A 10,894-nucleotide genomic window follows, 5' to 3' on the forward strand; every position below is an offset into this window, starting at 1 on the left:
AAAGTCCGCTCGACTTGCATGTATTAGGCACGCCGCCAGCGTTCGTCCTGAGCCAGGATCAAACTCTCCAATAAGATGAGACTTTAATTGTGAGATGGTTTTCCTCACAATTATTAGTCGAATCGATCGGGCATTTACGAGCAGTTTATCCGAAGGATATTACTGATCGTTAATCGCGATAAAGTGTTTGATTTGCTCATGTTTTGTTACAAAAATAAAACTTACGTTGACGTTTCTGCTTTGTTTAGTTTTCAAAGAACAAAAGGTCGATTTAGATTCAACGACTTATTGAATATTATCATTTTTCTTCATCGAAGTCAACTATTATGAAAATATTTTTTACTTAACTTTCATCTCAGCGACATAATTTAGTATACTCGACACCTTCACAGAAGTCAACTTCTTTTTTGAAGTTTTTTCTGCAAAATTTTTACTCTCTTTTAACAAAGAAAAGAGTAAGTGACCGCTCCTTTTCGTTTACAAAAAGAAAACGGAAATTAATAATATCATCATCCCTACTAGATTTCAATAGGAACTTGCTCTTTTTTCGAGCCCACAGAGAAGTCCCTCCGGCATCAACTTTTGCCGCTGAATTAAAGTGATGCCCGAGAATACCTTTGCGCTGCTAATAGAAATGTATTTTCAATTATTGAGCGTGCCGGCAGTGTTTATTTACTTTTATTTAAACATCGTATGTCAGAGCATGTTTGGTTAGGATAAAACTAATACAATGGTGAGTACACTTCTTAGAGGAGAAATACCTTTTAAGTTCTTCAACAACTACGGGTATGGGGCGTAAGGATGCATTGGCAATGGATGAATTAACTAGAATCAATAGGGTCTTAAACAGTTCAATATCTTCCGACTCGTGTCCGCATATACACGTTTCTGACTTCATATGTCTTTTAAGCATAAAGTAGGCCTGCCCTAATTCATATCTTACTAATCCGAGCACTTCATATGACCACGGTTCATTCAGCAGAAAGGATAAGGCGTTCAACGCATGATCATGCGCTTCTCTGCCTTCATCGTATCCTCCTCTGCTCTTTCTCCTTGGCATGTTTACCCCTCCCCAGTATTCAGTTTTATAACAGCCTGCATTTTAAAAGGCTGTTATAATACCTGAATTATATCACAGATAATTGTGATAATTTGTGAAATTAGTATGAATTGTAAAGGGAGAATAATTTCAGGTTTCATCCAAATCCCATCCTTTTTTTTGAAGTCAGGTGATTTTTATCACACCTTTCAAATAGAAAGGTTTTATAATAGAAGAAAACGGAATGAGCCGGTTACACCAATTTCGTATGCTAATCTAATGTACGTGCCATGGCTTGCCGAATAACAAAACAAAAAGCGGTCAATCATGTCTGCTTTACTTTTGCAGGACTGATTAAACCGCTTATTCTATGATATTACTTAATCCATTCTGGTTTTATGAGACCCCTCATAGCCTTACTGCAGAGATGAAAGCGAACCGTCGCCGTACTTTCCTTTTTGATAGAGTGTGATCAACTGGTCCAATTGCTGGCTGCAGTAGATTGTGTCGGGACTGTTTAAACCAGTTTCTTTTGCAATCTGAATCAACTCTTTTTTCAATTGGTTTATCTTGTACTCTAATTCCAGTTCATCTCCATCCACAAGACCCATAGCCAGAGGACTCATATGAAACCAGTATGTAAAGAATGAGACAAAATAACTCAGCCAAGATGTCTGCAAATTGTTCATACTATCTTGGTTCATGTCAAATAATTCTACAACCTTCATAACTTCTTTCCTCCTTCATCCATAAATTTGCAGTCCTTCAGATGAGTTGCCATACTTTGCATGGCAGAATCTCAAACGACCTTGCATGATACTTCACAATCTTTTTTATATATAAATATCCCCAGATATGTCCTTTAAATCCAGAAACTCCTTTAACTGCATCTTTCTATTTTCTTAATATTCTAAAAATTATAATCATAAACTAGCAGATACAAGTATTATAGCATAGGCATGTATGAATCTCCAATAAAAACTTCACAGAATTGTCTTACTTTTATAGACAGAGGTCAGTATACTTTCAAGCGCTATCCTATCAGGAGCAGTCCGCACCCCAAACGGCTCTTTTCAATATAACGAAGACGGTCTCGTTCAAAATTCAGCACTCCCTTTTAAATGTGAATAAAATCCCCATTGCTCTCTTTATTTCTCCTATTTTACATGATTGAAATTTTTTTAGAAAATGACCAAAAAATTTTTTAAAATTTTCTTTCAATTCGGACTTTTTGTGCTATAATAACTCTACTAAGGATAACTACCAAGTTATCTATTATAAAAATACTATATCTAGGGAGGAATATTATGCCAATTAATGAAGGTAGGAAAGCACATGAACATGCCATTAACGCTTTATCCTATCTACTGAACGAACCGTGGTCGTATGAAACGCTGGGATTAGTAAGATTTGAGTTAGGCCAATCCTATGCAATGCTGAAAAAGCATCTAAAAAAGGGAAAATGTGTATGCGGCGACGGGCATGAAGATTTGAATCTATATAAATCACTTCTCATCAATGTTCACGCAGCGATATCCAACGCATCCCTACACCCCGTTCCAGAAGTAGTAGAAGAACTTAAATCCTATTTCACAGAGAAAAAATCATCCCATAATTGTATCAATTCCATACTAAAACAACAGTCCATGACCCAGGATTTCTAAGGTCACTAGTACCTGCAAAATGTCGAATAAGACTAAACACAGCATTCCAGTCCCCATATTGTACGCCGCATGAAGCGCGGCACTGGAGAGACGGTTCTTTTAAGAAGATTGTAAAAGGCGAGCCAATACTATGATGGCTCGCCTTTTAACTTTTTTTAATTCATCCTCGATTCATAAGCAGGTTTCCATTTACTTTTCAATCAATTCATAGAGGGTGATTTCCCTCCTGCTCTGTATATAAAGAGTGAAAGGAGAGGATGTTAAATGGCAACAGCAATTATGTCAAGTTCAAGGTTAATGATTAATTATGAGATTGGGATGGACGGCGAGGGAAATCCGCTTTACAAGTTGAAGTCCTACCCTAATGTGAAAGAGGCCGCTACGGCAGACCAGCTGTATCAAGTGGCTCAGGCACTGGCATCTTTAACCAACTACTCGCTTAGCAGCGTGAAGCGTAATGATGTTTCTGATTTAATCTAATCGAAAACGGAAGAATGGCAGCATCACTTAGGACCCAAGCGGTTCAGGAGAAATGCGCTTTAACCCGATTCCAAAGCTGATTAAAAAATGAAAGGATGATTTTAATGGCAAAAACAATAGAACTTCTTTTTACCAATACCAGTGGAAAAATTTCTAAGCTGACAGTAGACAGCCCAAAGGAGCCGATTGATCCGCTTTTAGTGAAGCAGGTGATGGATCAAATTATTGCGGCAAATGTATTTAGCGGAACCAATGGTGATTTCGTCAGCGCCGCTGAAGCTCGTCTTGTCGAGCATAATGTAACAGACTACGAACTCGTATAAGGTGAAACTTCCATCAGCGGGGGTTTCCCGACACACAGGACGTCGCGGTTTTAGCCTGATTTCACCCCCCATTGACGGTTAGCGATAAACTCATGTCTTCACCAGTGTATTGATTATGAGCATGACAAACAGGCTGCTTCCTCCTAGAAGCAGCCTGTTATTGCAGCTTCACGCACTCCATTTTATTCAGGAAAGAGGTGGTTACAATGGATCAAATCATCCCATTCATCAGCGAGGTTGGCTTTCCGATTGCCGTTTCTCTCTACCTGCTCTACCGGATGGAAGTAAAGCTTGATATGGTCATCCAATCCATCCAAAGCCTGCCGGAGAGAATCAAACTATAAGCCTTATGACGTCTTATGGTTTGCACTTTTGAAGGTTTGAGCCGTAAGACGTCCTGTCATTTCTCTGAAAAAGCCTTCAGCCTTACCAATTTATGCAGCAGCATAACCGCAATCATTCGGCAATTATCGAGGTAATTCTGTAACTAATGGTTAAATTTTTAGTAAATTTAATATTTTCTATTTACTTTTATATACACTTAGGTGTAAATTACATATATGGAACATTTTTAAACTACTATTTTTTCAAGGAGGCATTTACATTGGCACAATCAACCGTTACTAAAAAACGTGAAGAAACTGCTGCTGCTCCAAAAACTGCAGCTGCGCAAATTCAAGAGGAAGTGGTTTCATTTATTGAAACATTCCCAAACAACTGGGCAAACAACTTAGATAGAATCTTCGATGCTTACAGCGAGTCTGAAAATATTTTACTAGACGCTTTAGAAAGCCAAAGAGAAACTTGGGAGAAACTTACTGGGGATTTTACACAAATCAACGAAGAACAAAAGAAATTATATGAAAAACTTCAAGAACTTGCTGTATTAAACATCCAAAACGTATTTGGTCCTCAAGCAAGCAAGCCTGTAGAACAAGGAATTGCTCAATTTGTGGAAGTAAATAACAAAATCCAGCAAATCGTTGAAGCACCTTACAAAGAAGGTTTAAATCTATTAAACCAAGCACAAGATCAATTCCAACAATTCGCTCGTGAAAGTGTTGCACAGCAACAAAAAATTCGCGAAGATTTCAAAAAAGAAATCATTGCGGCTACTAATACTTTCATTGAAATCTATGAAGCGAACATCAAAGCTTCTCTAGCTTTTTTCAAATAAGATCCGCTCGCATTCATTCTGACCTGGTTGATTATAGAAACTTTAGACTAACCAGGTCAGAATGAGAGGCGGTTCTCGTGTCTCATTCCCATTTGCGGTATGAGATACGAGAACTGTCCCCATGTCCTACCTTGAAGAAGTAGCTTCCCTGCAGTCTGTGGTTAAAGCAGCGGGGTTACTTCTTTTTTTAATAAGCTGCGGCATTCTCCGTGCAGTTTGTTTTATATGGTCTTTTACATAGTGAAAAAGGAAATCGAACCAATGGGACTTGTTTGATTCCAATGCAATAAGTACTTAAAACGCAGATTTTTTTGTGAAAAATTGTAAAATCAGGAGGAACTCGTTATGCAAGAGCTTGTTGGAACCTGTTATATTTGTGGTAAAAACCTGTACTGCCTGGACGGTTTCTTTAATGGTCTGCATACCGATGATAAGGAAATAGTCTGTTACGACTGTGCAGAGGAACAAAATAAGGATTCCTTATCTAAATGAGGCGCGGTGACGGTTCTTGTGCTTCGCCGCCTCCAATGAATAGAAGCCGGAACTCCATCCCAGGCTTCCTCCTCCATCTAAGAAGCACGAGAATCGTCCCTACGGTTCAATTCCCGGGGTAAAACGAAGCACGGGTACCCACATCCCCGTGCTTCAAAATGAAAAAAGCAAGGGCATGGATCCCTTGCTTTTTCTATATGCTTATGATTGATTTCGCGATTACTTCATTATTTATCCTGCCAGCTGTTTATACGGCCGGTTCTGGCGCTGGGACAGGGTCTGGTACTGAAACCGGAGGAGCAGGTTCAGGTTCTGGCACTGTTACCGGAGGTGTTGGTTCTGGTGTTGGTTCCGGTGCCGGCTCTGGTTCTGGTGTTGGCTCTGGTGTTGGAGCTGGTTTTGGCTCCGGTACAGGTGCTGGCTCTGGCTTTGGCTCCGGCTTAGGCGCTGGTGCTGGCTCTGGTGTTGGTTCAGGTGCTGGCGCCGGTTTCGGTGTTGGCTTTGGTGTTGGTTTTGGTACAGGCTTAGTTTCCGTTTTCTTCTGACTCTTCTCTTCCGTTTTCACCTTATTCGCTGCGCTGTTTGCTTTACTTTCCGGTTCCTTTTTCGTCTCAGTGTCCGGCTCCTCTTTTGCTTTTATTTCCGCTTCATTTTTCACTTCATTATTTGGTTTTACCGGCACGTATGCTCCGCCAGTACCCGGTTTAATAGTCTTTAACTCCTGGATCATCACCTTGGATATTTTTCCATAACCGATGTCGTTCGGATGGAGATTATCAACCGTCCACTTGGCAAAGGTTTCCTCATTAAACCCGCTCTTTTCGTATAAGTCAATCAAAGGGATGCCGTAAAGCTCTGCGACTTCTCTTATCGCATTGACATAATCCTCCAGCGTATTTCCACTTGCATTCGGCTCCGTGTATAATGGCTCTGTATCAAACACGCCGCGCTTCAGCGGGGTTAGGAATACGATAACCGCATCCTTCTCTTTTGCCGCGATAATTTTCTCCGTTACCATTTTCAATTCACCGTAAAATGTCGGAGTATTTTGATCATCAGCAATAGTCCCGAGCAGGCTATTATGACCAAAATCGTTCGTACCGCCAAATAGCGTGATGAGATTCATACCTTTCAGGGCCTCCGGCGTTACATAGTCCGCCATGGTCTTAATCGATTGGCCGGCTATAGCGTCCGTTCGCACGGTTTGGAAGCCAAGCTCCTGTTTCACAATCGATTGGTATTGATTATCTGCTGTAATACTATCGCCAATCGCGTACCAGTTTTTATCCATCCACGGTCCTTTTTCCTCTGCTTCTTTCTTTTTTTCTCTATCTGCTATTTTTTGCTGCTTTTCCAATGCTGCCTGGGCCGATTCTGTCTGGCTGTTAATTTTATCCTGATAATATTTGTTCCCAATCAATACAATCACTATTGAGAACACAACAAAAAGCAAAAAAGCAATCTTCTTGCCCATAACGCACCCCTTATTATGTAAAAATACAAATCCCCTTTTCTATCGTAAATAGTATCATAAATAAAGAAAAAAATGTCAATTATCCACGAAATTTCCTGTCCACTTGGGCGCCCCGAAATTTATCTAACGATTATTCTAAATATCCAGTTCTAATCCCAAATTAAAAAGGCACAACAAGCGGTTATGATGCTTGATTGTGCCCTTTTCTTTCTTTTATATAATCGAGGCGCTGCCGTAACGCCCCGATATATTAGTTTACATCGACATAAATGTTTTCAGATGGGATTTTAGTTGAGTGTGAAACAATGTCTTTAATTCGTTCCTGCATGTTTTTGATGCTGTTGGTTGGAGAGTTTACCCGGATGAGTGTGTACACTTCTTCTTCATTCACACCCCATACCTTTACATCTTTAATCGTTAATTCGTGGTGCAGATTCTGAATGTTTTTCCGGATGCAGTCTACAGAGTAGCCTTCCGGTGTTCCCTCCATCAGGATATTGAATGATTCTTTTGTGATCTTTATCCCGCCATGGATGATAATCAGAGAAGTAACAAGACTGCCAATGGGGTCAAGCCATACCATATCAAAGAACATTATCGCCAGCGCAATCACGACAGCACTTAAGCTTGTAATCATATCTGCAAACACGTGAAGTAATGCGCTTCTCATGTTAATGTTTGAATTTCCTTTTGATAAAATAAAACCCACAACTGCATTAATGATAAGACCAATCATCCCGACAACAGCCATTTCCGCAGGTCTTATTTCAACCGGAGTAATCATGCGGTTCACTGCCTCATAAATCAGATAAAGCGGAATAATAATCAGCGATAACCCATTGATAAAAGCCGCGATTGGCTCAAAACGCTTGTAGCCGAATGTTCTGTTTTTCGTTATCGCTTTGGCTGCCATAATCGTTGCAATTAAAGAAAGAATCAGCGATGCGGAATCGGAAGCCATGTGGATTCCGTCCCCGATAATCATTAACGAACCAGAAATATATCCATAAACGACTTCAATGACCGCAAATATAATCGTTAATCCAGCCGCCCACATTAGTAATTGTTTGTTTCTATTTTTATTTGTATATTCTTCATTAGAATTCATAGTTTTCACCGTCCGTATGTTAGAAACCTTGTTTATGTATTACATACTACTCCATTTTTCCGAGAAACACAAGTCATAATTGAGAAAAATATTTTCTAATTGAGAATGAGAAATATCATCAATTAGATGAAAACGTATACTTTAAGCAATTGATAAACATTATTAATTAGAATAATTATTATTTTATTTTTTGTAAAAAATAGGAGCCCTTATGGTACACCTATCAGCAAGGTCTCAGAAAAATAGCAAACTATGATCTAAATCAATGAAAATAATTTTTAATTCGGTAAGCTAGAGGTAATCGACAGATCCGGCAGAATTCGGGTCGTCACCGTGATGAGAGGAAGTTTTTGCGATGTTTTTCAAAAAATATAAACAGTTAAGGCTGGAAAATGAAGAGTTAAAGAGCCGATTATGTGAGGCGGAGAAGAAATCAAGACAGGATGAAGAAAAGCTCAATGCTTTTATAGATCGGTTTTATCATGATTTAACCGCGACGATTCAGCAGCATGAATTAGTGAACGGTCAGCATCATCTCCTCGGAAATTTGGTAGAAAAAATTAAGGCGCGTTTTGATTCTGTCCATTCTCTGAGCCAATTGTCTTCCGATAAATCGGTTGTTTTACATAAACAAGGTCAGGCATTACTTGCCTCGATGGAAGACATGGTAGCAGTTTCCGATGAAGGAAAAAAGTCCGTTCAAACCGTCGCCGGGCTGATGGGACAGCTCGGGGACCAGCTTCATGAAACATCCCAACAAATGAATGGGTTGAATGACCGTTCGCATGAAATCGAGCTTATCGTGAAGGTGATAAAAGATATCGCTGATCAAACCAATCTGCTCGCGCTCAATGCATCCATTGAAGCGGCAAGAGCCGGTGAGCATGGCAGGGGTTTTGCGGTTGTTGCCGAAGAGGTGCGCAAGCTGGCGGAAAGCACCGCTCAGAGTACAAGTACGATCAGCCTTCTGACGCAAAGCATTCAGCGGGATATCCACAATTCTATTCAGGCGGCAAAGGCTGGTGCCGGACTGATGGAGGAAGGTGTGAAGGTCAGCACAGACACTTCGGGGAAAATTGACCATATTTTAGATGTGGTGCATCAAGTACAGCGGGAGGTTCAGGAGGTGATCGGCACGATTCAGGAGCAAAAGAATTTAGCGAATGAAGCGATGAGCGAAATACATAACACCGCGGTTAATTTCGAGGAAGCGAACAACATGATTTTACAGCACATTAAGGATGCCAGCGTTGTGGATGAAAAATTGGAAAACGGCAGTCAGTGGATATTGGAGCTGCGGCCGTGATGGACATGATGTGGTGAACATGTAAGGGGCATGATATACTCGGCAGACTTGTCCGCCAGGTTCTTTGCTTTCATTTTTCATTATACATACACTTTAATAAAGGACGGATGTTCTATGGTAACACTGTATTATACACCAAGATGCGTTTCCTGCAGAAAAGCGAAAAAATGGTTTGAGGACCACGAGATTCCTATTAAAGAACACAATCTCTATACCCATCCGTTAACAAAAGAAGAACTATTGCGGATTTTGCAGATGACGGAAGAAGGGACGGATGAAATCATCTCCACACGTTCAGTAACGATTCGCCAATTAGATATTAATCTAAATCAACTATCTCTGAGCGCTTTATATGATTTAATCAATCAACACCCGTGTCTATTGAAAAAGCCGATCATTCTCGATGAAAAACGCCTCCAGGTCGGCTATAACAAAGATGAAATCGTGCGCTTTTTGCCAAGGAAAAGGCGGGAGTACAATCCCGCCGAGATGATTCAAGCCTAGATTTCCGGGCGTCACCGTGACGCCCAATATTTTACTGTTGCTGTTCTAGTACGTTTAGTGCCAGTGCAGCGAAAAATTCTGCCGCAACTTTTATCGCTTCTTCTTTAAGGTCAAATTTTGGGTGATGCCATTCGCGCGGACCGTCGACACCCATCCAGACAAAGAAGCCCGGGGTAAATTTTTGGTAAAATGCGAAGTCCTCGCCGGCTGCACTTGGCTCTGCATCAACGGCCATGTACCCAATCTCCTCTGCTGTTGTGCGGATGATTTTTTCAAAAGCGGCGTCATTATAGACCACCGGCATATAGGCATCCCAATGAAATTGGGCGGTACCGCCATAGCCTTGTGCTGTCGATTCTGCCATTTGCTTCATCAGACCCGGAATGACCTCGCGTGCCTCCTCTTGGAAAGTACGCACGGTTCCCTGGAGCACCACTTTGTCCGGAATGACATTCCATGTATTCCCGCCATGAATACTCGTGATGCTGACAACAGCGTTATGAAACAAGTCCATTCTTCTCGAGACAATCGACTGAACCGCGGTCACATACTGACTCGCCATGACAATCGGGTCTATCGCATTATGCGGAATCCCCGCATGACCGCCGACTCCATGAAAGGTAATATCAAACTTATCAACACTTGCCATCAGACCTTCTGATTTAACCCCGATCGTCCCAACGGGCAAGTCCGGTTTATTGTGCATGCCGAAAATCGCCTGCACTCCTTCGAGAACGCCATTTTCCACGAGATGTTTCGCCCCTTGGGCAATCTCTTCCGCCGGTTGAAAAATAATTCTTACATTTCCCTTCAGCTGCTCCTTCTGTTCATGTAACAGAATCGCCGCCCCAAGAATGGATACCGTATGAAAATCATGTCCGCACGCATGCATGCAGCCTTCTTTTTTTGATTGAAAAGAAACCTCTGTTTCTTCTTTAATCGGCAAGGCATCGATATCCGCCCGCAGTGCGATGGTCGGTCCTTCCTGATTCCCCTTAATTTCCGCCACCACACCTGTCTTTAATGCGAATGGAAGCACAGGGATTCCTTTTTCCGCAAGCCAGCTTTTCAGCATCTCCGTTGTATGAACTTCCTCAAAGCCCAGCTCTGGGTGTTCATGCAAATAGCGGCGTTTCTCTGTTAACTCCTGCAAAAGCTCATCTGAAACTTGAAACATATCATTCACCCATCCTTTATATAACTCCGCTTCGTCCCTCTGGTTTTCGAATATTGTACCACGATTAGACATGGAAAGTCGCAAATCGGGCTTGTTGAAGATTGGGATCCTAGTTTTAGTATTATCACAGGAGCATTGAAATCAAGAAAA

13 protein-coding genes and 1 rRNA gene are annotated in these 10,894 nt (G+C 41.2%); 8 read left to right on the top strand and 6 right to left on the bottom strand.

The genetic code is table 11. The features are described 5' to 3' along the window. From HNR53_RS17035 to HNR53_RS23270, 3 genes are all read right to left on the bottom strand, one after another. A 16S ribosomal RNA gene (locus HNR53_RS17035) occupies positions 1-74 on the bottom strand; the annotation flags it as partial. Between the two features lie 608 nt (positions 75-682). Beyond that, positions 683-1,060 (bottom strand): hypothetical protein, encoded by a 378-nt coding sequence (locus tag HNR53_RS17040; RefSeq protein ID WP_184528224.1) that lies wholly within the window; start codon positions 1,058-1,060, stop codon positions 683-685. Between the two features lie 395 nt (positions 1,061-1,455). Then, complete coding sequence (locus HNR53_RS23270) at positions 1,456-1,767, bottom strand: aspartyl-phosphate phosphatase Spo0E family protein (RefSeq protein WP_246439646.1); 312 nt, start codon at positions 1,765-1,767, stop codon at positions 1,456-1,458. A gap of 579 nt (positions 1,768-2,346) precedes the next feature. On the opposite strand from HNR53_RS23270, the gene HNR53_RS17050 reads away from it, so the two are divergent. The 6 genes from HNR53_RS17050 (at position 2,347) to HNR53_RS17075 (ending at position 5,175) form a co-directional block, all read left to right on the top strand. Beyond that, complete coding sequence (locus HNR53_RS17050; RefSeq protein WP_184528226.1) at positions 2,347-2,703, top strand: hypothetical protein; 357 nt, start codon at positions 2,347-2,349, stop codon at positions 2,701-2,703. A 264-nt stretch (positions 2,704-2,967) separates the two neighbouring features. Further along, on the top strand, positions 2,968-3,183 hold the full coding sequence (locus HNR53_RS17055) for a DUF1659 domain-containing protein (RefSeq protein ID WP_184528228.1): 216 nt from the start codon (positions 2,968-2,970) through the stop codon (positions 3,181-3,183). Positions 3,184-3,287: 104 nt separating this feature from the next. Continuing rightward, complete coding sequence (locus tag HNR53_RS17060) at positions 3,288-3,506, top strand: DUF2922 domain-containing protein (RefSeq protein ID WP_184528230.1); 219 nt, start codon at positions 3,288-3,290, stop codon at positions 3,504-3,506. A 206-nt stretch (positions 3,507-3,712) separates the two neighbouring features. Then, positions 3,713-3,850 (top strand): YvrJ family protein, encoded by a 138-nt coding sequence (locus HNR53_RS17065; protein ID WP_184528232.1) that lies wholly within the window; start codon positions 3,713-3,715, stop codon positions 3,848-3,850. Positions 3,851-4,110: 260 nt separating this feature from the next. Next, positions 4,111-4,683 (top strand): hypothetical protein, encoded by a 573-nt coding sequence (locus HNR53_RS17070; protein ID WP_184528234.1) that lies wholly within the window; start codon positions 4,111-4,113, stop codon positions 4,681-4,683. A gap of 345 nt (positions 4,684-5,028) precedes the next feature. Further along, a complete protein-coding gene (locus HNR53_RS17075; RefSeq protein WP_184528236.1) occupies positions 5,029-5,175 on the top strand; it encodes a hypothetical protein in 147 nt (48 codons plus the stop codon). A 247-nt stretch (positions 5,176-5,422) separates the two neighbouring features. Here HNR53_RS17075 and HNR53_RS17080 read toward each other — a convergent pair whose 3' ends face one another. Continuing rightward, positions 5,423-6,649, bottom strand: coding sequence for an SGNH/GDSL hydrolase family protein (locus HNR53_RS17080; protein WP_184528238.1), 1,227 nt, complete (start codon positions 6,647-6,649; stop codon positions 5,423-5,425). A gap of 250 nt (positions 6,650-6,899) precedes the next feature. Beyond that, positions 6,900-7,757 carry a cation diffusion facilitator family transporter gene (locus tag HNR53_RS17085; RefSeq protein WP_184528240.1) on the bottom strand — a complete coding sequence of 286 codons (858 nt, stop codon included), beginning with the start codon at positions 7,755-7,757 and terminating at the stop codon, positions 6,900-6,902. Positions 7,758-8,475: 718 nt separating this feature from the next. Between HNR53_RS17085 and HNR53_RS23705 the strand changes: the two genes are divergently transcribed. After that, positions 8,476-9,063 (top strand): methyl-accepting chemotaxis protein, encoded by a 588-nt coding sequence (locus tag HNR53_RS23705; RefSeq protein ID WP_377802004.1) that lies wholly within the window; start codon positions 8,476-8,478, stop codon positions 9,061-9,063. 114 nt (positions 9,064-9,177) lie between these two features. Further along, complete coding sequence (gene spx / locus HNR53_RS17095; protein WP_184528244.1) at positions 9,178-9,567, top strand: transcriptional regulator Spx; 390 nt, start codon at positions 9,178-9,180, stop codon at positions 9,565-9,567. A gap of 31 nt (positions 9,568-9,598) precedes the next feature. Here spx and HNR53_RS17100 read toward each other — a convergent pair whose 3' ends face one another. Further along, positions 9,599-10,744, bottom strand: a complete 1,146-nt coding sequence (locus HNR53_RS17100) for an amidohydrolase (protein WP_184528246.1) — start codon at positions 10,742-10,744, stop codon at positions 9,599-9,601. Between the last annotated feature and the right edge of the window lie 150 nt (positions 10,745-10,894).

This window comes from Bacillus benzoevorans, from assembly GCF_014207535.1.
GTDB classification, from domain to species: Bacteria; Bacillota; Bacilli; order Bacillales; family Cytobacillaceae; genus Bacillus_BD; species Bacillus_BD benzoevorans.

What these genes read in the sequence shown, in the direction of transcription:
- HNR53_RS17040 (WP_184528224.1), bottom strand. Translation starts at nt 1,060, where the DNA reads ATGCCAAGGAGAAAGAGCAGAGGAGGATACGATGAAGGCAGAGAAGCG.
- HNR53_RS23270 (WP_246439646.1), bottom strand. Translation starts at nt 1,767, where the DNA reads ATGAAGGTTGTAGAATTATTTGACATGAACCAAGATAGTATGAACAAT.
- HNR53_RS17050 (WP_184528226.1), top strand. Translation starts at nt 2,347, where the DNA reads ATGCCAATTAATGAAGGTAGGAAAGCACATGAACATGCCATTAACGCT.
- HNR53_RS17055 (WP_184528228.1), top strand. Translation starts at nt 2,968, where the DNA reads ATGGCAACAGCAATTATGTCAAGTTCAAGGTTAATGATTAATTATGAG.
- HNR53_RS17060 (WP_184528230.1), top strand. Translation starts at nt 3,288, where the DNA reads ATGGCAAAAACAATAGAACTTCTTTTTACCAATACCAGTGGAAAAATT.
- HNR53_RS17065 (WP_184528232.1), top strand. Translation starts at nt 3,713, where the DNA reads ATGGATCAAATCATCCCATTCATCAGCGAGGTTGGCTTTCCGATTGCC.
- HNR53_RS17075 (WP_184528236.1), top strand. Translation starts at nt 5,029, where the DNA reads ATGCAAGAGCTTGTTGGAACCTGTTATATTTGTGGTAAAAACCTGTAC.
- HNR53_RS17080 (WP_184528238.1), bottom strand. Translation starts at nt 6,649, where the DNA reads ATGGGCAAGAAGATTGCTTTTTTGCTTTTTGTTGTGTTCTCAATAGTG.
- HNR53_RS17085 (WP_184528240.1), bottom strand. Translation starts at nt 7,757, where the DNA reads ATGAATTCTAATGAAGAATATACAAATAAAAATAGAAACAAACAATTA.
- HNR53_RS23705 (WP_377802004.1), top strand. Translation starts at nt 8,476, where the DNA reads ATGGGACAGCTCGGGGACCAGCTTCATGAAACATCCCAACAAATGAAT.
- spx (WP_184528244.1), top strand. Translation starts at nt 9,178, where the DNA reads ATGGTAACACTGTATTATACACCAAGATGCGTTTCCTGCAGAAAAGCG.
- HNR53_RS17100 (WP_184528246.1), bottom strand. Translation starts at nt 10,744, where the DNA reads ATGTTTCAAGTTTCAGATGAGCTTTTGCAGGAGTTAACAGAGAAACGC.